The organism is Bradyrhizobium sp. HKCCYLRH2047, assembly GCF_051168175.1.
GTDB lineage: Bacteria > Pseudomonadota > Alphaproteobacteria > Rhizobiales > Xanthobacteraceae > Bradyrhizobium.
This window is the reverse complement of the sequence record NZ_JBNPUM010000001.1, coordinates 754,744-774,424: the sequence shown is the minus strand read 5'-3', so window position 1 is coordinate 774,424 and position 19,681 is coordinate 754,744. Positions and strand designations below refer to the sequence as shown.

The window sequence follows — 19,681 nt, the reverse complement described above, 5'->3', positions numbered from 1 at the left end:
CCCCCTTCAATCGCGCAAGATACGGCCTGCGACCGCATCGAGCTTGTTCAGAAGCTCGGGATCGCGCGCCTCCGGCGCAGTGATCAAGGCGGTGTCGAGAGCACGATCGGAGCCGATCGGGCACGGTTCGTGCTCGCGCGGAAACTCGCGGGCGAGCCGCGCCACCAGTGATTTCGCCTTGTCGGCGTTGGTGGTGAGCACGCGAATGATGTCCTGCACGGTAACGGCGTCGTGATCCGGATGCCAGCAGTCGAAGTCGGTCACCATCGCGACCGTCGCGTAGCAGATCTCGGCCTCGCGAGCGAGCTTCGCCTCCGGCATGTTGGTCATGCCGATCACCGAATAGCCCGACGCCTTGTAGGTTATACTCTCGGCATAGGTCGAGAATTGCGGTCCCTCCATGCAGACATAGGTGCCGCCGCGCGCGATCGCGATGCCTTCGGCCTCGGCCGCCGCCGCCAGGTGAATGCGCAACCGCGGTGAAACCGGGTGCGCCATCGAGACGTGAGCGACGCATCCCCTGCCGAAGAACGAGCTCTCGCGCTTGTAGGTGCGATCGACGAACTGATCGACCAGCACGAAGGTGCCCGGCGGCAGCTCTTCCTTGAACGAGCCGCAGGCCGACAGCGACACCAGGTCGGTGACGCCAGCGCGCTTCAGCACGTCGATGTTGGCGCGGTAGTTGATGTCGGACGGGGACAGCCGGTGTCCCTTGTCATGGCGCGGCAGGAACACGATCGGCAGCCCCGCGATCGTTCCCCGGCGCAATGGCGCCGACGGCTCGCCCCAGGGGCTCGCGATCACCTCTTCGCGGGCATCTTCCAGTCCCGGCAGATCATAGATGCCCGAGCCGCCGATAATGCCAAGCACAGCCTTCGTCATGACGTCCCCATCTCCAACGGAGACGAGAATGCCAGCTTTGCGACGGATTGAAAACAGCGACGCGGGAAACCGCGGGGCGTGGCAGCCGGGTCAGGCGGCCTTGGCTGCCGCAAGCTGACCGCTCACCAGACGCTCCAGCGTGGCGACAGACTGGAAGTTCTCCGGCGTGATCAGCTCCTGCGGAATGGTGAAATCGAACTCCGATTCGAGCGCCAGCATCAGGTTGACCATGTCCATGGACGTCAGCCCGATGTCGACGAGCTTTGCATCCGCCGTCACGTCGGTAGAACTGGCGTTCTGCGCGAGGATATCGCGCACGAGCGCCACGATCCTGTGACTGACATCGACATCGAAACTCGGCATGGGGACCTCTTCACTCGCGGCTTGTTCCGGCACGTCGAATCTGATCGACGCTCGCGCAGGAGATAACGCAATCCGGCGGCGAAAGAGTTACGCCGCATCCCCGTTCCAGGTCTGAACTCGTCTTAACGCTAACGGCTTGGCCCGAAATTCTCGGACCGAAACAACCAGGAATTAACCCCCACCCGTCGATTGCACAGCGTTTACCCTGAATTTCGTCGACGTATTTGAATCAAATCCATACCCTGCGTGCAGCCCAAAAAAGAAGGCGCAGTGCATCTGTCCTGATCTTGCGAGGACGCACGTGCCGATCTCTCAACGAGACAAAATCCGGAGTATCGATCGGTCATGACTCTCCAGGGAACCGCGCTTCGCAACCCGATCCCCGATGATGGCGAGAGCCTTCTGCTCGATCGCAGCTCCTTGTTCCTGCAGCGGACCGCCGCTGTTGCCGCGCAGGCCGCCGCGGAAGCCGACGAGGTCGACAGTGACGGCCGCTTCCCCAAGGCCGCAATCGATGCGGCACGCGAGCACAAGCTGCTCGGGATGCAGATCCCGGTCGAGTTCGGCGGCTTCGGAGCCTCGATCCACGACATCGCCGACGTCTGCTATGCGCTCGGCCGCGCCTGCGCCTCCAGCGCCATGATCTTCGCCATGCACCAGACCAAGGTCGCCTGCCTTGTGCGTCACGGCCGCGGCAGCGCCTACATGGAATCCCTGATGCGCCGTATCGCATCCGAGCAGCTGCTGATGGCCTCTTCCACCACCGAGGGACAGAACGGCGGCAACATCCGCGCGAGCGCCGCGGCCGTCGGGCACGAGGGTGACCGCATCTCGCTGAAGCGCGACGCCACGGTGATCTCCTATGGCGCAGAAGCCGATGGCCTCGTCACCATTGCCCGCCGCGCCGACAGCGCAGCCGCCTCTGATCAGGTCTTGCTGGCGCTGACGACGGACGATTACACGATCTCGCGCACCCTTGGCTGGGAAACGCTGGGCATGCGCGGCACCTGCTCGACAGGATTCGCGCTGGAGGTGAGCTGTCCGTCCGACCGCATGTTCACCGAATCCTATGACCGCATCCACGGCCAGACGATGACGCCGTTCGCGCATCTCTGCTGGTCATCGGCCTGGGCGGGCATTGCTGCGGCCGCGGTGGAGCGCGCCCAGCGCTTCCTGCGCAAGGCCGCTCGCGGCGCCGGCGGACAGATGCCGCCGGCAGCTGCACATTACACCGCGGCTAAGATGGCGCTGGCCCGGCTGCGCGCAATGATCGTCACCAACATGGATGCCTTCGTCGCCCATGAATATGACGAGCGGGCGCTGAGCTCGCTCGACTTCCAATCCTCGATCACGCTGTTGAAGGTGCAGGCCTCGGAGCTTGCCGTTGAGACCGTGATGCATGCGATGCGCGCCTGCGGGCTCTCGGGTTATCGCAACGACGGCGAGTTCTCGATCGGCCGCCACCTGCGCGATGTTCTGTCGGCGCCGATCATGATCAACAACGACCGTATTCTCACGAACATTGCCACGGCCAATTTGATGAGCACGGTACCGGCCTCGCTCCATGAATGACCGCGCCGATCGCAGCCATTGCCTCCACCCAGGATTTGCACAATGACGATCCCCGTTCTCCCGCAGTCGCCCGAGATTGCGCCCCAGCCGGCCGACGCGCTCGATCATCTGACCGACGCCCTGTTCCATCGCATGGGCGCGGATGGCGTCTATGCACGGACCGCGCTGTATGAAGGTGTTGTGGAGCGGCTCACGACGCTCATCACGCGGCATCGTGAGCCCGGCACGGAGGTCATGCGCTTCCCGCCGGTCATGAGCCGGACGCAGCTTGAGAAGTCCGGCTATCTCAAGAGCTTTCCAAATCTGCTCGGCTGCGTCTGTGGCCTGCACGGCACCGAGCGGGACATCCACGAAGCCGTGGCACGTTTCGACAAGGGCGGCGACTGGACCACCTCGTTGTCGCCGGCCGACCTCGTGCTGTCGCCCGCAGCCTGCTATCCGGTGTATCCGATCGCGGCGAGCCGTGGTGCACTGCCGGTCGGCGGCCTACGCTTCGACGTCGCGGCCGATTGCTTCCGCCGCGAGCCGTCGCGGCATCTCGACCGCCTGCAGTCGTTCCGTATGCGCGAATATGTCTGCATCGGCACACCCGACGACGTCTCGGCCTTCCGCGACCGTTGGATGGTGAAGGCGCAAACGATCGCCCACGATCTCGGGCTGTCGTTCCGCGTCGATCACGCCAGCGACCCGTTCTTCGGTCGCGTCGGCCAGATGAAGGCGGTCAGCCAGAAGCAGCAGGCGCTGAAATTCGAGCTCCTGGTGCCGTTGCGATCGGAAGAGCAGCCGACCGCCTGCATGAGCTTCAACTATCACCGCGAGCATTTCGGCACGACCTGGGGCATCGACGACGCCGACGGCGCGCCGGCGCACACCGGTTGCGTGGCCTTCGGCATGGACCGCCTCGCGGTCGCGCTGTTCCACACGCACGGCATCGATCCGACGCGCTGGCCGTCGCGCGTGCGCGACGCGCTGCTGGTGGAGCGTCAGCCCGACGTCGTCGGCTGACGTCCTACCGCCATCGTCGGGAGATCGGCAGGCAATCTCATGACCGCGCGCAAGCCGCTGATCCGCTGCCGGGAGATCGGGGAGCCCGATCTCGACGCGGTCGCCGATCTGCTCACGCGCGGATTTCCGCGGCGGTCCCGCGCGTATTGGGCCACTGGCCTGCACCGACAGACCGCGCGTCCGGCGCCCGGAGGCTATCCCCGCTATGGCTATCTGCTGGAGAACGACGGCGCGGCCGTCGGCGTGTTGTTGCTGATCTACAGCAACCGGGGCACACCCGCGCAGCCGCAGATCTGGTGCAACCTGTCGAGCTGGTATGTCGAGCCGTCGTTTCGCAACTATGCGACGATGCTGACCCGGATCGCACAGCGTTTGCCTGAGGTGACCTACATCAACATCAGCGCCGCGCGCCAGACATGGCCGATCATCGAGGCGCAGGGCTTTCGTCCCTATTGTTACGGCTTGTTCTTTTCAGTGCCCGCCATGTCATTTGCCGGCCGCGGCGCGCAAGTGGAGCAGGTCGCCGCTGACGCCCAGGCGCTCGATGGACTTCCGCCCAGCGAGGCCGACCTGCTGATCCGCCACGCACGCTATGGCTGCCTCAGCATCGTGGTCCGGTCGAAGCATGGCCCGGTTCCGTTGGTGTTGCAGCAGCTCCGGGTCCGGCAAGGACGGTTCGCATTGCCGGCAATGCAGCTGATCTACTGCCGCGGCACCTCCGACTATGTTGCCTGCGCCGGCGCCGTGGGCCGTTTCCTGCTGCCGCGCGGACGCGTGTCCGTCGTCGTCGACGCCGACGGGCCGATTGCCGGGCTCTACGGCGTCTACACCGAACGCCGCGGCCGCAAATACATCAAGGGACCGGAGCCGGGGCGGCTCGGCGAGCTCAGCGATACCGAACTTCCCGTCTATGGGTCCTGACCTATGCCGCGGCCCTGACCCGGTGGGCATAGTCCCAGTACAGCCTGCGTGCGCGGCTGAAGACGGGACCGATTGGCAGCGTCCGGTCGTCGATGCGGATCACCGGCGCGACCTTGGCGAAGTTGCCCGACGAGAAGATCTCGTCGGCGTTCAGGAAATCGTCATATCGGAGCGTCGTCTCGACCACACTGACACCATCGCCTCGCAGCAATTCGATCACGCGCTGTCGCGTGATCCCGTTGAGGAAGGTTCCGTTCGGCACCGGCGTGAAGACAACGCCGTCCTTGACCATGAACACGTTGGCATTGCCGAACTCCGCGACGTTGCCGAGCAGATCCAGCATCAGGCAGTTGTTGAAGCCGCGCGAGGCCGCTTCGATCAGCGCGCGCGAATTGTTCGGATAGAGGCAGGCCGCCTTGGCGTCGACCGGCGCGCATTCGGCCGTCGGCCTTCGGAACGGCGACAGCGTGATGGCGTTGCCCGTCGGCTGCGGCATCGGCGCCTCATAGATGCACAGGCACCAATTGGTGGTGTCGGGATCGAACAGGACACCGCCGCCGGCGCCATGCTGCGCCCAGTACATCGGGCGGATGTAGAGCTCGGCACCCGCTCCGAACCGCGCGATCCCCTCCCGCGCCAGCCCCATCCAGGTGTCGACGTCCACCACGGGCTTGAGCCGAAAATTGATCGCGGACTGATTCACCCGTGCGCAGTGCCGATCGAGATCGGGCGTCACGCCTTCGAACGCGCGCGCCCCGTCGAACACGGTCGATGCGAGCCAGGTCGCGTGGGTCCGCACGCCCATGATCGGTGCATTGCCCTCGCGCCATTCGCCGTCGAAGAAGGTCCAGGTCTGCGAGTAGCTGACTGGCTTGACGATGTGGGCCATGGCGGCGCTCCCGTTCGGCATCGATCGTATCTGCACTTCTGGCGTGAATCTTTTAAGGATTTCCCCGCCGCGGCCTGCCGCTCATGATCGATTCACTGCTGATGGGCACAATGGTCGCTGCCTTGGTTAACTGGAGCTGTCATGCCGCTCGACCCTCGCGCCCAGCGCCTGCTTTCGATGGTAGCTGCCGCTATGCCGGAAAGCCGGCAGCATCCGAGTGTCGGGCAACGCCGGCAGTCGCTGGCCAAGCTGATGCAGTTCGCGCGGAACGACTGCGGCGCCGTCATCACGCGGGATGGCGATTTCTCCGGTCCCTCCGGGCAGCTTCGCTACCGCCTGTACACGCCGGCAGCGGGCCCGGACGATCTCGGGATGCCGCCTGGCTTCGTATACTTTCATGGCGGCGGTCTCGTGGCGGGCAGCATCGACACACACGACAAGGTCGCCGCTGCGCTTGCCGCCGCCTCGCGCTGCCGGCTGCTCTCGATCGACTACCGCCTCGCGCCCGAGCACCCGTTCCCGGCAGCGATCGAGGATGCGATCGCTGCCGTTCACTTCGCGATCGATCACGCGGCCGCACTCGGCATCGACGGCAATCGCATTGTGCTCGGCGGCGATTCCGCGGGCGCCACGCTCGCGGCCGCCGTTTGTCAGCAGGCCGCCGGCGACGGCCCTCTCAGAATCGCGCTGCAGTGCCTGATCTGCCCGGTGCTCGATTTTTCCAGCCCCTGGCCGTCGCGCGAGCTGTTCGGCACCGGCTACCTGATCAACAGGGCGACCTGGCAGGCCGACCTCGGCGACTATCTGGACGGCAAGACCGATGTCGCGCATCCACTGATATCGCCGCTGTGCCGCGAGACGCTGGCCGGGCTTCCGCCCGCCGTGATCCACACCGCAGAGTTCGATCCGATGCGTGACGAGGGCAACGCCTACGCGGCACGGCTCGCGGAAGCCGGCGTCACGGTCGCGCATGTCTGTCACGACGGCATGGTCCACAATTTCCACGCGCTCGGTGCGATCCTGCCGCAGGCCAAGGCCGCACTGGATCTGGTCGGGTGGCAAATCCGGTCGTTCCTGCAGGTTTCTTCTATGCGCTAATTCGAAGTTCTTCGGCCACATCTCGTTAGGGTTATTTCGTCGTTGTTGTCGCGAATTATTGCCCGCTTTACGCCTGCGCTCCTACAACGGCACCACTCGCCGAATACGAGCAGCTCGCCGCATTGATCGAAGCGAGCGTGGAGATCGCCGATGCGCAACGAGACGATTGCAATCCACGCCGGCTATGAGCCGGAGGCGACCACCAAGGCCGTCGCGGTTCCGATCTATCAGACCGCCGCCTACGCCTTCGACAGCGCCGACCACGGCGCCGCGCTGTTCAATCTCGAAGCCGAGGGCTATCGCTACAGCCGGATCTCCAATCCGACCACGGCGGTGCTCGAGAAGCGTGTCAGCGAGCTCGAGGGCGGCGTCGGCGCGCTCGCCGTCGGCACCGGACAGGCGGCGCTCCACTTTGCATTCGTCAACCTCGCCGATGGCGGCGGCAACATCGTCTCGGTGCCGCAGCTCTACGGCACCACGCACACGCTGCTCGGTCACATCCTGCCGCGCCAGGGCATCACTGGACGCTTTGCCGACAGCGATGCGCCCGACGCCATCGAGCGTCTCATCGATGACAACACCAAGGCCGTGTTTGCCGAAACGATCGGCAACCCCGCCGGCAATGTCTGCGACATCGAAGCGTTGGCGAAGGTCGCACATCGCAACGGCGTGCCACTGATCGTCGACAACACCGTCGCAACGCCGATCCTGCTGCGGCCGTTCGACTACGGCGCCGACATCGCGGTGCATTCGCTGACCAAGTTTCTCGGCGGTCACGGCACGACCCTGGGCGGCATGCTGGTCGACAGCGGCAACTTTCCCTGGAAGGATCACGCCGACCGCTTTCCCGCCTTCACGCAGCCCGACGCGTCCTATCACGGAATGGTCTACACTGATCATTTCGGCCGCAGCGCCTATATCCAGCGCGCGCGCAGCGTCTATCAGCGCACGATGGGCGCGGTGCTGTCGCCGTTCAATGCCTTCCTGCTGCTGCAGGGCATCGAGACCGTCGCGCTGCGCATGGAGCGTCACGTCGAGAATGCGCGCAAGGTCGCCGAATTCCTCCGCAACGATCCGCGCGTGGCATGGGTCAACTACGCGGGCTTCGCCGACAGCCGCTATTACCCGCTGGTCCAGAAATATCTCGACGGTCGCGCGTCGTCGCTGTTCACGTTCGGGATCAACGGCGGCATGGAGGCCGGCAAGGCGTTCTACGACGCCCTGAAGCTGGTCACGCGGCTGGTCAATATCGGCGATGCGAAGTCGCTGGCCTGCCATCCCGCATCGACCACGCATCGGCAGATGCCGCCGGACGACCAGCGCAAGGCGGGCGTCCTTCCCGAGACGATCCGGCTGTCGATCGGCATCGAGCATGTCAGCGACATCATCGAGGATCTCGACCAGGCGCTCGCCCAGGCCTGCCCTCGCCCGCGTCAATTGGATGCGGCGGAGTAGAGCGATCAGCCGATGACCCTGCTGTTCGACCGACATCGCAGGATCGCGAGCCCTGCCCTCGCGCCCGCCGAATTCGATGACAGCGGACGGCGCCCGGTCGAGCTGTCGATCGGCCTCGTCAACAACATGCCGGACAGCGCCTTGAAGGCGACCGATCTCCAGATCGCCCGCCTGCTGCAACAGTGCGCGCCGCGGCACGTCCGCATCCGCCTGCACTGCTTCTCGCTGCCCTCCATCATGCGCTCGCAGGCGGCGAGGCACCACGTCGCCCAGTCCTACGCCGACATCGGGTCGCTCGACCGGCTCGGCATCGACGGCCTGATCGTGACCGGCGCCGAGCCCGTCGCGGCGGCCTTGCGCGACGAGCCTTATTGGTCGGACCTCACCTCGGTCATCGACTGGGCCAGAACCAACACCCGCTCGACGATCTGGTCCTGTCTCGCGGCCCACGCGGCCGTGCTGCATCTCGACGACATCGAGCGACAGCGGCTGGCGAGCAAATGCTCCGGCATCTTCGACTGCGAGAAGGTCCAGGACGACTGGCTCACGCACGGCATCCATTTGCCGCTCCAAGTGCCGCACTCCCGCCTCAACGCCGTCAACGAGCCGCTGCTGGCGGAGCGCGGCTACGACATCCTGACCCGGTCTGACGAGGTCGGCGTCGACATCTTCGCGCGCTCGATGCCAAGCCGGTTCGTGTTCTTCCAGGGCCATCCCGAATATGACGCGCTCTCCCTGCAGCGCGAATACATGCGCGACATCGCGCGGTTTCTCGCCGGTCAGCGCGACGACTATCCGCGGCTGCCGAAATCCTACTTCAGCGCCGAGAGCGAGGCGGTGCTCAACGCGTTCGAGTGGCGGGCCAAGGAAAGGCGCGACCCGACGGTGGCGGCCGAGCTTCCGGGGTTGACGTTGCGGCCTGACCTCGCCGCCGAAAGCGCTGCACAGACGCTGTTCAGGAACTGGATCGCCCATCTCGGGCAGACCGGCTAACGCCAAAGTCCGCCCGACATCGGATCGATCGCGCATCGGCGCGCCTTCTGTTAGATTGGTGCGACACGCCTCCTCTGCAAGGTTCCGATGGCCCGACGTACCGGCAGCGCCGATCTTCCGCTCCATTCCGGACGCGTGCCGGCCTGGCTCGTCATGCGCATGGCCTCGCTTGGCGCCATCATCACCCAGGCGATCGTGCATCATTACGGCCGCGACGAATTCCTGGCGCGGATGTCGCATCCGTTCTGGTTCCAGTCGTTCGGCGCCGTGATGGGCATGGACTGGCATTCCTCCGGCATCACCACCAGCGTGATCGGCGCGCTGAAGCGCGGACTGAAGCCGCTGTCCGGCGAGCTCGGCATCTACGTCTGCGGCGGCCGCGGCGAACACTCGCGCAAGACGCCCGACGAGTTGCGCCTGCTCAGCGACCGGCTCGGCCTCGACGGCGAGGAGCTGGTGCGGACCAGCAAGCTGGTCGCCAAGGTCGACAGCGCCGCGGTGCAGGACGGCTTCGACCTCTATCTGCACGGCTTCGTCGTCACTGCGGACGGCAAATGGACCGTGGTGCAGCAGGGCATGAATGGCGGCACCCGCCAGGCCCGGCGCTACCATTGGCACTCGCGCGAGCTTGCGAGCTTCGTCGACGCGCCGCACAGCGCCATCGACGGTCCCGTCCAGGGCGAGATCGTCAACCTCACCGACAAGCGCGCCGCGCCGTCGCGCAACGCCCAGCTCGAACTGCTCACCGAGCTCGGCCCCGACCGCGTCGTCACCGAGTTCGAACGGCTGAGCACGCCGCAGCCGGCGCAGGGCGTCCTGCCGCATCTGGTCATGCCTGCGCATCACGACGTCAGGCCGAAGGACGTGTTCGCCCGCCGGCTGCACGGCACGCTCGCGGCCGCAGCCGAGCGCGGTCCCGTCGACTTCCCCGACCTGCTGCTGACGCCGGGCGTCGGCGCCCGCACCGTGCGCTCGCTCGCCATGGTCGCCGAGGTCGTGCACGGCGCGCCGTATCGATTCAGCGATCCGGCGCGGTTCTCGCTGGCGCATGGCGGCAAGGATCGTCATCCCTATCCGGTGCCGATCAAGGTCTATGACGAGACCATCCGCGTGCTCAAATCAGCCGTCGGCAACGCCAGGCTCGGCCGCGACGAGGCGCTGTCGGCCCTGAAGCGGCTCGACGACCAGGCGCGCCGGCTGGAGCGCAGCGCGACCGGCCCCTCGCTCGAGGCCTACATCGCCACCGAGCGCGCCGCCTCGCCCGAGCTCGACGGCCGCTCGGTGTTCGGCTGGGAGCGCGATCTCATCCAGCGCACCGGCGAGGCGTAGCGGCATGCCGGCGCGCAGCGCGGGCGTGCTCGCGTTTCGCAGGACCGCCGACGGATTGGAAGTACTGCTGGTGCATCCCGGCGGCCCGTTCTGGCGCCACAAGGATCTCGGCGCCTGGTCGATCCCGAAGGGCGAATTCGGCGCCGGCGAGGCGGCCGAAGCGGTGGCGCGGCGCGAATTCGCCGAGGAGCTTGGCACCGCGCTGACGGTGCCGCTCGTCCCGCTCGGCGAGATCAAGCAGCGCGGCGGCAAGGTGGTCGAGGCATTCGCCGCCGAGACCGATCTCGATGCCGGCGGCATCACCAGCAACGCATTCGAGCTCGAATGGCCGCCGCGCAGCGGCCGTCTCCAGCGTTTTCCCGAGGTCGACCGCGCCGCCTGGTTCGACCTCGCCGAGGCGAGGGTCCGGATCAATCCGGCCCAGGCCGCGCTGCTCGACCGTCTCGTGGCGATCGGCGGAGGGTGAGCTGTCACCATCCGCCGCCGGCGTCACGCCGCGCGGACGTTGCCGAGGAATCGCCCGGTCTGGGTCTTGAGCTGATCCGACTGGCTGCCGAGCTGGGAGGCCGCGCTCAGCACCTGCGCCGCCGCGGCGCCGACCTGGCCGGACGCCTCGCGCACGCCGACGATGTGCTGCATGACCCCCTGGGTGCCCTGCGCCGCCTGCTGCACGCTGCGGGCGATTTCCTTCGTCGCCGCGCCCTGCTCCTCAACCGCGGCCGCGATCGCGTCGGTGATCTCGTTCATCTGGCCGATGGTCGCGCCGATCTCGCGGATGGCGTTGACGGTGGAGCCGGTGGCGTCGCGGATGGCTTCGATCTGGCTGGTGATCTCCTCGGTCGCCTTGGCGGTCTGCGCCGACAGCGCCTTGACCTCGTTGGCGACCACCGCGAAGCCCTTGCCGGCCTCGCCGGCACGGGCCGATTCGATGGTGGCGTTCAGCGCCAGCAGGTTGGTCTGGCCGGCGATGGTCTGGATCAGCGCCATGACCTCGCCGATCTTCTGCGAGGCGTGGACCAGCCGGTCGACCATCGCCTCCGTCCGCGTCGCCTGCCCGACCGCGTTCTGGGCGATCGACGACGACTGCGTAACCTGCTTGGCGATCTCCTGGATCGATGACGACAGTTGCTCGGCGGAGGCCGACACCGTCTGCACGTTCTTGGCGGTCTGCTCGGCGGCCGCGGCCACCTTCGCGCTCTGGTCGGTGGTGCCGGAGACGATGCTCGACATCGACTGTGCCGAGGTCTGCAGCTCGCCGGCGGCGGTCGCGGTGGTCTGGATCACGCCCCCGATCGAGCGTTCGAACTCGTCGGCGATCCGCACCAGCACCGTACGGCGCTCCTCGGCGGCCTGCTGCTTGGACTGCTCCTGCTCGGCCCGGAGCCGCTCGCTCTCAGCGAGATGCTCCTTGAAGATCTGTAGGCTGCGCGCCATGCGGCCGATCTCGTTCCGGCGATCGGTGAACGGCACCTCGAAGCTCAGATTGCCCTTGCTCAGCTCGTCCATCACGGCGCAGGTGCGGTCGAGCGGAACGACGACGCTGCGTCCGAGCCAGAAGGCGACGATCGCGGCGACCAGCAGACCGGCAAGCGCGCCGAAGCCGGCCCACATCGCGCGCTGATAGACGACCGCATCGACGTCGTCGACATACACGCCGGCCTGGATCGCCAGCATCTTTTCGCCGCTGCCATAGGCGCCGACATAGGACATCTTCGGCAGCTCGGTCGTGCCCCCGGCACGCGGCACCTTGTACTCGACGAAGCCACCGCCGGCGCGGGCCATGCGGACGATGTCCTGGATCAGGAGCTTGCCGGTGGAATCCTTGAAGTCCCAGCGGTTGACGTTGATGTATTTCGGGTTGGCGTGGACATAGGTCACGCCCGCATCCGACGATCCGGTTCCGTAGACGCCGAGATAGTCGTTGTATTGTCCCCAGCGCATGGCGCCGATCGCGGCGTAGGCCTGCTGCCGCGCCTGCTCCGGCGCCATCTTGCCGGCTGTCGCCGCGGCGTCATAATAGCTCAGCACCTTGACGGCGGACTCGACGAGGTTGCGGACCATGGTCTGCCGCTCCTCGAGAACGGTTCCGCGCAGCATCATGATCTGCATGGCGGAGACGGCGAACAGTGCGATCGACATCACGGCGATGATCGCCGCGAGACGCTGATAGACAGTCAGGTGTCGCATTTTCTGGTTCTCGTTGCGTGGACTGTATGCACGATACCAACCGTACATTAATGGTTTGCTATCCGTGCCGTCCGAACATCGGGCGAACTAATTAGTTTTTGGGCGGATCATGTCCACGCACGCGAACTCAAGCCAGAGAACAACCAGCACGACCTGGGGCGGCGACCGCTCGAATTAACATGCGATAATTAGAGGCATCCTCGAAGGCCGGCCGGTTCCCGGCCAAGTTCCCGTGGATTAGGTGTCGAGTCCCACGGAGTTGCGTTGTCGCGACGCGTTCGGCGCCCGAGCTTTGTGCAGCGAAGCCCCTCGACTCACGAGGGCGCAGGGAAGACCAGGCATCGGCTGATTCCTGCGGCCCCCGTGCGGAAAGGAATGCACGGGGCAGGAACCACAGGTTCAGCCGGGTTGCCCGGCCTTCCCTGCGCAATGGTGTTACGGCTGCTTCGCACTCTCCCCGGGGACCGGCGTTCTTGCCCCCGTTTGCGACGACGCGCCAAAGGCACGCCACGCAGGCATCAGCGTCGGGATGCCAGGACCATGCGACTTGACCGTCCGTGCGGGCGCCGCTCGTCAGTCGGCGCCTGCCCGTCCATCACATCCCACCCCAACGCTCCTGACGATGCGCAGCGCCCCTCGTCGATGAGGCGGGACAGCCATAGAGAAGCATGAATTCCGATAAAACGAAAGAGCAAAATTTGCGCAGACGGGCGCGGCTGCGGCGATGTCGTTGAAGCAACGAACGAATTTCGTGTTTTGGCGCAGGACGGATGCGGCCTGTCCCGCGGCCCGGCGCTCCCGGCCGAGCCCAAGTCCGGCCCGACGGGCGACTCGGTCGAACGCCTCAGGAGGAGACCGCCGCGCGCATCGGACGGCGCTGCCGCAGCAGCAGCAGGATGACCACGGCCGCGCAGGAGCAGGCCAGGCTCAGCGCCAGCGGCGCGTTGCTGCCGTAGCGGGTCAAAAGCTCGACGAGGATGGGCGCCGACACCGCGGACAATAGGTTGAGCGGCAGTCCGATCTGGGCGGACGCCTTGGCGAACGCCGCCTTGTCGTAGAACACCAGCGGCATGGTGGCCCGCGCCACGGCGAGCGCGCCGCTGCCGAGCCCGTAGATCAGGATGAAGCCGCCGATCGCCGCGTGCGAGCCGTCGCTCAGCATCAGCAGCAGCATCGCCACCGGCAGCGCCAGTCCGGCGACGATCGCGGTGGTGATGCCGTCCCAGCGGCCGCCGCCGAGAAAGTCGATGGCGCGGGCGCTGATCTGGATCACGCCCAACATCGAGCCGAAGCCGACCGCCTCGGCCGCTGACAGGCCTTCGGCCTTCAGGAGCTCGATCAGCACGGCTCCCATCCCGAACGCGACGAAGGCGTTGAGGCCGGAGGCGCCGACCAGCAGATAGAAGGTGCTACGCGTCGGCGTCGATGCGGGGGCGGACGCTGCCGCATCCGAGGACGGCGGCAGATGATCATGGACGCGCCGCGGCAGCAGGAACACGAACAGCGGCAGCGAGACCAAGAGCAGCAGACCGGCATAGACGAGACAGGTGCTGCGCCAGCCGATATGCGCCGAGAGGGCCGAGGTCACCGGCCAGAAGATGCTGCTCGACAGCCCCGTGACCAGCATCAGTGCGCCGATGGCGCTGCGCGCGCGCAGGCCCGCGATCTCGTTGAGCACGATGTAGGAGGCGGTCGAGAGCGTGGCGCTGCCGGCGATGCCGAGCAGCAGCCACGCCGCATAATAGGTCAGCGGCCCCTGCGCGGTCGACAGCAGCGCATAGCCGGGTGCGGCCAGCACCGTGCCAGCGATCATGACGCGTCGGCCGCCCTGCTTGACGAACGGCCGCGCCAGCAGCGGCGAGCACAGCCCCATCGACATGTACAGCACGGTCGTGCTGGCGAAGATCGCCGTGAGGTCCATCTCCAGATCCCCTGCCATGGCCCGGCCGATCACCGCCGGCAGGCTGAGCGTGCCCCAGGCGATGAGCTGCGTGACGGCGAGGACGATCAGGACGCGCAGGAGGGAGGGATCGGCGATGACGGGGGGCATTTCTGGGCGAGGGCACTACGGGAGGGGGCGCGCGACACGCGCCACAGTGCTGGTTTTAGAGCATTCGAGCCGCACGAGCCCCGCTGTTTCGGAATTGCGTCCTGTCACCGATGAGGGGGCTCGGACCACGTGCCGGCCATGACGTGCGCCGGTCGCCGCCGGCGAAGCAGCAACAGCATGAGCGGGGCGGCGGAGGAGCAAGCGAAGGTCACCCCAGCGACGCGTTGCCGCCATAGCTGGTGAGCAGCGCAGCCAGGACAGGCGCCCAGACGGCCGACAGCAGATTGAGCGGCAACGCGATCTGCGCCGACGCTTTGGCAGACGCCGCCTTGTCGTAGAACACGAGCGGCATGGTCGCCCGTGCCACCGCCAGCGCGCCGCTGCTGCTCCATCTCGATGATCCATCGAAGAACAGAGCTAGGAGCGGCCAACCACACCAAGCTCCGCTGTACTGCGTACGATAGCGTACCGAATATTCCACTTTGCATCCTATAAGCGCTGTTGCTGATAGCCTGTAAAATTTGTCCATGCGTTACCAACGTGCAACAGGACGCTCGATCAGCGAAGTTGGTCCACCTCATGAGAACCGCCTTGATTTCCGGCGCCGGGATCGCGGGGCCTGCGCTCGCATATTGGTTGAAGGCGGCCGATTTCGAGCCGACGCTCGTTGAGCGGGCCCCGGCCTTGCGCCAAGGTGGCTATGTCATCGACTTTTGGGGGCTTGGCTATGATCTCGCGGAGCGCATGGGTCTGCTCGGCGACATCAATCGCGTCGGTTATCATATGCGGGAGATGCGCATTGTAGACGGCGGGGGCCGGTCCGTTGCCGGATTCGGCGCACCGATATTCTCGGAATTGACTGCCGGGCGCTATGTGACGCTCCAACGAAGCGACCTTTCCCGGCTGCTGTTTGAGAGATCACAGGGACAGGTCGAAAGCATCTTCGGCGATACGATCGTCGCCTTGGAAGAGCAGGCGGATTGCGTCCGGGTCCGGTTCGAGCGCGAGCGTGAACGACGATTCGATCTCGTGATTGGCGCGGACGGATTGCATTCGCGTACGCGCGCACTCGCCTTCGGACCGCAATCCAGGTTCGAAAAGCACCTGGGCTATGCCGTCGCGGCGTTCGAGGCGCGCGGCTATCGCCCTCGCGACGAGGATATTTATCTGATGTACGGACGACCGGGCCGGATGCTCGGTCGTTTCACGTTGCGCGACGATCGCACGCTGTTTCTGTTTGTTTTCCTTTCGACGAGAGAGGAGTTGCCCACCACGATGGATGCCCAGAAGGCGCTCCTCGACGACCTCTATCGGCACGATGGCTGGGAATGCTGCAAGATTCTGGCCGAACTCGAGCAAACTGAGTCGCTCTATTTCGACAGCGTCAGTCAGATCCGGATGCAAAACTGGTCCCACGGCCGCATCGCGCTGGTGGGAGACGCGGCATTCTGCGTCTCGCTGCTGGCCGGGCAGGGCTCGGCGCTGGCAATGATCTCGGCTTACGTCCTTGCCGGTGAACTCGCAGCTGCAGACGGGCAGTATCAACTCGCATTTCGGAGATACGAAACATTGTTGCGAAGCTACATCAATGCCAAGCAGCGTGGAGCCGAGCGCTTTGCCGGTGCTTTTGCACCGAAGACAGAGTTCGGGCTGCGATTCCGCAACTTGGTGGTCAAAGCGTTTGCTCTTCCCGGCCTGGCCAGGCTCGCTATCGGGCGTGACATCACAGATTCCTTGGAACTTCCGCAGTATAGTTGGCCATTGTCCAGCAGAAGGGCGATCGATTAGCACTTGCCCTGACGCTGCACTCTGCGTCAAAGCCGTCCAAGTCCCTGTTGCCCAGTGCGGACGGCGTCCGGAACGCTTTTATGGCCGACCAGTCCGTATCTTGCGATCCCCACCTTGAGCCATTTCGTGTGACCCGGATGCCCACAGGACTGACTTCCGACAATGTCAAAGCGATCGCAGCCGGCGGCCGCAAATCGCTGCTGGAGGAACGGCGGGTGAGCCTGCTCGTTCTTTGTGGCCTCGCCTTGGTTATCGGGGTGATGACTGGACTAGGCGCGGTTGTGTTCCGCGCCCTGATCGGCTTCGTGCACAACGTCTCTTACAATGGCAGACTCAGTTTCGTTTACGACGCCAATATCAGCGAGGGTCCCAGCCGCTTTGGCGACTTCGTTCTGTTGTCCCCGATGGTCGGGGGCCTGATTGTCGTTTTTCTCGTCAGGCGCTTTGCTCCCGAAGCAAAGGGACACGGCGTCCCCGAAGTGATGGATGCGATCTTCTACAAGCGCGGCAATATCCGCGGCACGGTCGCCGTGATCAAGGCGCTGGCCTCCGCAATATCGATCGGTAGCGGCGCCGCCGTCGGGCGCGAGGGGCCGATCATCCAGATCGGCTCGGCGCTTGGTTCGGCCTTCTCTCAATTCATCGGACTCTCCACGCGGCAGAAGATAACGCTGTTGTCCGCGGGCGCTGGCGCGGGCATCGCCGCAACGTTCAACACGCCGCTTGGCGGTGTGCTGTTCGCCCTCGAAATTCTCCTGCCGGAAGTGTCGAACCGCACCTTCCTTCCCGTCGTCGTGGCGACGGGCGCTGCGACGACGATCGGGCGAATTCTCATCGGCCCGGACCCGGCCTTTGCGGTGCCGGACGTTCAATTTCCCATGGTTGCGTCGTTCAATCCGCAGGAGGCGGTTGCGTTCGTCCTGCTTGGAGTGCTGTGCGGCGCAGCAGCCTGGTCGTTCATTCGGCTGCTCGTTTTCATGGAGGATGGATTTCCGAAACTGTCCGGAAACGAGTACGTCCAGAACATCGTGGGCATGGCTGTGATCGGCCTGATGATGGTGGGACTCAGTCACGCGTTCGGCCATTCCTACGTCGATGGGGTTGGCTATTCGGTCATTCAGGACATCCTAGACCACAAGATGACCGCGACGGGTCTTCTTGCGCTGCTATTCGCGCTGAAGCTGCTCGCCACCACCGTCAGCCTTGGCTGCGGGGCCTCAGGCGGGATCTTCTCTCCCTCGCTCTATCTTGGCGCCACTCTTGGCGCGGCATTTGCGACCGGGACCAGTTCGATCTTGCCTCATTCCGGGCTGACGCCGTCCTCGGCCGCTATCGTTGGAATGGCGGCCATGGTCGGCGCGGGAACCGGCGGCGTGATGACGGCCATCGTCATGGTGTTCGAGATGACCCGTGACTACGCGATCATTGTGCCGGTGATCGTCGCGGTGGCGCTGGCTGCCGGCGTAAGGCGCGCGCTCGTCAATGAGACGATCTACACGGTCAAGCTGCGTCATCGCGGCCACCGTATCCCCAAGGAGCGGCATATCAATCTTTACCTGGTTAAGCAGGCGCAAGACATCATGGAGCGTCGCTTTATCGTAGCCAGGGCCGGCACAACGCTGAAGCAAGCCTTGCCCGCGGAAGATACCGATGACGCTCGAGCCATCGTCGTCGAGCGGGATGGCCGGATCGTGGGGCTGATTCCGCCACGTTCGGGTCTGTGGATGGAATCTCAAACCAACCCTGACCTGTTTGTCGAAACCTTTGCCGAACGGCGGATGGTCATTTGTCGCGATCAGGACCTCCTGAGCCTGGTGTTTGCGAGACTCAAGCGCCACGGCGCCGGTGCCGCCATCGTCTTCCAGGACGGCTCCCGCCCGCGGGTGAATGACATCGTCGGCATCGTCACCAAGCGTACGATTGCTGACGCGGTCATCGACAGCTACGAGGACTGATCCGCGCGGGGATCTGAAGCACGGCGGCCGCCGCGCCGTTTCGCTCGACGTCGTGCTGCCGCAGGCCCGCCACGTCCAAAGTCCGTACGATAGCGTACGACTCCTCGCGCTGGTTGTCTTCAAAGTCGCCCCAAGGGGGAGGGAAGTGAATGTCGTGGGAACGGGGGATGATTCGTGGACACTTCAAGAGAAATTGCGTTGCGATTGCCGCAGGCATATTGCGAGTTCTGTACGATGAGGACTCCTCACGTCCACGAACGGTTGGCCATCAACGGAACTCAAGTTGCACGTTCGGTCTGTTTCGCATGCAAGAGCGAGCGGCCGAAGGAACAACCGCAAGAGAGCCGCGGTCGTAGCTCGCAACTGCAAAAATAGACCAGCGCCGATCATTTCGGCGTGCAGCATGAGCAGGAGCCGCCAAGCCGACCGTCATACGGAGAAGCGCTCATGACCGCGAATGTTTTCGACGAGCACGAAGATCGCGTGAGGTTCATCACCGCCATTGCCATGGAGGTGAAAGCCCTCGCTCTGAGCGCATCCAGAGATGAGATGATCTCGACGAGCGATCCAGGGGCCGAAAAGTTGGTTTACGCCAAGGCTTACCAAGCCTGGGCCGATAGCAAGATCGAAGGGACGGCAGACGACATATTTGAGGCAGTCCAGGAAGTGCTCGACGTCTGAAGATGCGCCCGTGGTGAGCGAAATATCCTGAAGACTGTCATCCTCGGCATGGAAAAACGGAGAGCCACGGGAGCGCAACCCTGCGCAGTCTGCCGAAGGGCACCTACAAGATGACTCTCTGCCAGCTTTCGCCCCATCGACGCCGCGCGGTTCGGCCAAGACCGCTCTGAGCTTGAGCGAGCATCGCGAAGTTCACCTCCTGGATTTCTCCCGCCGACGTGTGCCAAACGGCCGGGGCTGCTCGGTCCACTCCAATGAGGTTGTGCGGGATGATCCGATCCCGTTGGCGACCTTGGGGGAAGACCGTCTGGATCGAGGAGAAGTTGAGCCTTCCGTTAAAGGACGGGAATTGGCTCGCCCCAAGCCGAACGTTCGAGTTCCGCCATGCAACGAGCGGACGCCGCCTATCGAAGGCCCGCCATAGCGCAGTTTGGCGTAGAAAATCGTGCAGCTGGCGGAGAGAGTGTCCGTCAATCCCCTTTGAGGAATAAGGATCTTCGCCGGTCCGTATCA

General features: G+C 65.0%; 16 protein-coding genes and 1 pseudogene. 11 read left to right on the top strand and 6 right to left on the bottom strand.

What is annotated here, in order from left to right; genetic code table 11:
- Positions 1–6: 6 nt before the first annotated feature.
- Entirely contained in the window at positions 7–882 is an 876-nt protein-coding gene (locus ACQR1D_RS03400) for an S-methyl-5'-thioadenosine phosphorylase (protein WP_434838171.1), read from the bottom strand.
- 90 nt (positions 883–972) lie between these two features.
- Entirely contained in the window at positions 973–1,245 is a 273-nt protein-coding gene (locus ACQR1D_RS03395) for a phosphopantetheine-binding protein (RefSeq protein WP_315801779.1), read from the bottom strand.
- Between the two features lie 345 nt (positions 1,246–1,590).
- On the opposite strand from ACQR1D_RS03395, the gene ACQR1D_RS03390 reads away from it, so the two are divergent.
- From ACQR1D_RS03390 to ACQR1D_RS03380, 3 genes are read left to right on the top strand one after another with little or no spacing between them, the layout of a single operon-like run.
- The gene (locus tag ACQR1D_RS03390; RefSeq protein WP_434838172.1) at positions 1,591–2,817 is read left to right on the top strand and encodes an acyl-CoA dehydrogenase family protein; all 1,227 of its coding nucleotides are present in this window, start codon (positions 1,591–1,593) and stop codon (positions 2,815–2,817) included.
- Between the two features lie 42 nt (positions 2,818–2,859).
- Entirely contained in the window at positions 2,860–3,822 is a 963-nt protein-coding gene (locus tag ACQR1D_RS03385; RefSeq protein ID WP_316179339.1) for an amino acid--[acyl-carrier-protein] ligase, read from the top strand.
- A 39-nt stretch (positions 3,823–3,861) separates the two neighbouring features.
- Positions 3,862–4,743 carry an acyl-CoA acyltransferase gene (locus ACQR1D_RS03380; RefSeq protein WP_434838173.1) on the top strand — a complete coding sequence of 294 codons (882 nt, stop codon included), beginning with the start codon at positions 3,862–3,864 and terminating at the stop codon, positions 4,741–4,743.
- 1 nt (position 4,744) lies between these two features.
- Here the strand turns inward: ACQR1D_RS03380 and ACQR1D_RS03375 are convergent, their stop codons facing one another.
- Complete coding sequence (locus ACQR1D_RS03375) at positions 4,745–5,632, bottom strand: branched-chain amino acid aminotransferase (RefSeq protein WP_434838174.1); 888 nt, start codon at positions 5,630–5,632, stop codon at positions 4,745–4,747.
- 141 nt (positions 5,633–5,773) lie between these two features.
- Here ACQR1D_RS03375 and ACQR1D_RS03370 point away from each other — a divergent pair, with 141 nt between their 5' ends.
- The 5 genes from ACQR1D_RS03370 to ACQR1D_RS03350 all read left to right on the top strand — a co-directional run bounded on the left by ACQR1D_RS03370 (position 5,774) and on the right by ACQR1D_RS03350 (position 10,973).
- Positions 5,774–6,730: an alpha/beta hydrolase gene (locus ACQR1D_RS03370; protein ID WP_434838175.1), complete on the top strand. Its 957-nt coding sequence runs from the start codon at positions 5,774–5,776 to the stop codon at positions 6,728–6,730.
- A 150-nt stretch (positions 6,731–6,880) separates the two neighbouring features.
- Positions 6,881–8,185, top strand: a complete 1,305-nt coding sequence (locus ACQR1D_RS03365) for an O-acetylhomoserine aminocarboxypropyltransferase/cysteine synthase family protein (protein WP_434838176.1) — start codon at positions 6,881–6,883, stop codon at positions 8,183–8,185.
- A 12-nt stretch (positions 8,186–8,197) separates the two neighbouring features.
- Positions 8,198–9,178 carry a homoserine O-succinyltransferase MetA gene (gene metA, locus ACQR1D_RS03360; protein WP_434838177.1) on the top strand — a complete coding sequence of 327 codons (981 nt, stop codon included), beginning with the start codon at positions 8,198–8,200 and terminating at the stop codon, positions 9,176–9,178.
- 87 nt (positions 9,179–9,265) lie between these two features.
- Positions 9,266–10,507 carry a DUF763 domain-containing protein gene (locus tag ACQR1D_RS03355; protein WP_434838178.1) on the top strand — a complete coding sequence of 414 codons (1,242 nt, stop codon included), beginning with the start codon at positions 9,266–9,268 and terminating at the stop codon, positions 10,505–10,507.
- Positions 10,508–10,511: 4 nt separating this feature from the next.
- A complete protein-coding gene (locus ACQR1D_RS03350; RefSeq protein WP_434838179.1) occupies positions 10,512–10,973 on the top strand; it encodes an NUDIX domain-containing protein in 462 nt (153 codons plus the stop codon).
- A gap of 23 nt (positions 10,974–10,996) precedes the next feature.
- Here ACQR1D_RS03350 and ACQR1D_RS03345 read toward each other — a convergent pair whose 3' ends face one another.
- From ACQR1D_RS03345 to ACQR1D_RS03335, 3 genes and pseudogenes are all read right to left on the bottom strand, one after another.
- Complete coding sequence (locus ACQR1D_RS03345; protein WP_316215243.1) at positions 10,997–12,694, bottom strand: methyl-accepting chemotaxis protein; 1,698 nt, start codon at positions 12,692–12,694, stop codon at positions 10,997–10,999.
- An 844-nt stretch (positions 12,695–13,538) separates the two neighbouring features.
- Complete coding sequence (locus ACQR1D_RS03340) at positions 13,539–14,744, bottom strand: MFS transporter (RefSeq protein ID WP_434838180.1); 1,206 nt, start codon at positions 14,742–14,744, stop codon at positions 13,539–13,541.
- Positions 14,745–14,848: 104 nt separating this feature from the next.
- Positions 14,849–15,126: pseudogene (locus ACQR1D_RS03335) on the bottom strand (MFS transporter); the annotation flags it as partial.
- Positions 15,127–15,335: 209 nt separating this feature from the next.
- Between ACQR1D_RS03335 and ACQR1D_RS03330 the strand changes: the two are divergent.
- The 3 genes from ACQR1D_RS03330 to ACQR1D_RS03320 all read left to right on the top strand — a co-directional run bounded on the left by ACQR1D_RS03330 (position 15,336) and on the right by ACQR1D_RS03320 (position 19,168).
- On the top strand, positions 15,336–16,532 hold the full coding sequence (locus ACQR1D_RS03330) for an FAD-binding domain (protein WP_434838181.1): 1,197 nt from the start codon (positions 15,336–15,338) through the stop codon (positions 16,530–16,532).
- A gap of 80 nt (positions 16,533–16,612) precedes the next feature.
- Positions 16,613–18,487, top strand: coding sequence for a chloride channel protein (locus ACQR1D_RS03325; RefSeq protein ID WP_434838182.1), 1,875 nt, complete (start codon positions 16,613–16,615; stop codon positions 18,485–18,487).
- A gap of 447 nt (positions 18,488–18,934) precedes the next feature.
- Positions 18,935–19,168, top strand: coding sequence for a hypothetical protein (locus ACQR1D_RS03320; protein WP_316238044.1), 234 nt, complete (start codon positions 18,935–18,937; stop codon positions 19,166–19,168).
- Positions 19,169–19,681 lie beyond the last annotated feature (513 nt).

Bases quoted from the DNA above. Each gene is read 5' to 3' on its own strand.
- ACQR1D_RS03340 (WP_434838180.1), bottom strand. From the start codon at position 14,744: ATGCCCCCCGTCATCGCCGATCCCTCCCTCCTGCGCGTCCTGATCGTC.
- ACQR1D_RS03345 (WP_316215243.1), bottom strand. From the start codon at position 12,694: ATGCGACACCTGACTGTCTATCAGCGTCTCGCGGCGATCATCGCCGTG.
- ACQR1D_RS03380 (WP_434838173.1), top strand. From the start codon at position 3,862: ATGACCGCGCGCAAGCCGCTGATCCGCTGCCGGGAGATCGGGGAGCCC.
- ACQR1D_RS03400 (WP_434838171.1), bottom strand. From the start codon at position 882: ATGACGAAGGCTGTGCTTGGCATTATCGGCGGCTCGGGCATCTATGAT.
- ACQR1D_RS03355 (WP_434838178.1), top strand. From the start codon at position 9,266: ATGGCCCGACGTACCGGCAGCGCCGATCTTCCGCTCCATTCCGGACGC.
- ACQR1D_RS03320 (WP_316238044.1), top strand. From the start codon at position 18,935: ATGACCGCGAATGTTTTCGACGAGCACGAAGATCGCGTGAGGTTCATC.
- ACQR1D_RS03325 (WP_434838182.1), top strand. From the start codon at position 16,613: ATGGCCGACCAGTCCGTATCTTGCGATCCCCACCTTGAGCCATTTCGT.
- ACQR1D_RS03365 (WP_434838176.1), top strand. From the start codon at position 6,881: ATGCGCAACGAGACGATTGCAATCCACGCCGGCTATGAGCCGGAGGCG.
- ACQR1D_RS03395 (WP_315801779.1), bottom strand. From the start codon at position 1,245: ATGCCGAGTTTCGATGTCGATGTCAGTCACAGGATCGTGGCGCTCGTG.
- ACQR1D_RS03375 (WP_434838174.1), bottom strand. From the start codon at position 5,632: ATGGCCCACATCGTCAAGCCAGTCAGCTACTCGCAGACCTGGACCTTC.
- ACQR1D_RS03385 (WP_316179339.1), top strand. From the start codon at position 2,860: ATGACGATCCCCGTTCTCCCGCAGTCGCCCGAGATTGCGCCCCAGCCG.
- ACQR1D_RS03370 (WP_434838175.1), top strand. From the start codon at position 5,774: ATGCCGCTCGACCCTCGCGCCCAGCGCCTGCTTTCGATGGTAGCTGCC.
- ACQR1D_RS03350 (WP_434838179.1), top strand. From the start codon at position 10,512: ATGCCGGCGCGCAGCGCGGGCGTGCTCGCGTTTCGCAGGACCGCCGAC.
- ACQR1D_RS03390 (WP_434838172.1), top strand. From the start codon at position 1,591: ATGACTCTCCAGGGAACCGCGCTTCGCAACCCGATCCCCGATGATGGC.
- metA (WP_434838177.1), top strand. From the start codon at position 8,198: ATGACCCTGCTGTTCGACCGACATCGCAGGATCGCGAGCCCTGCCCTC.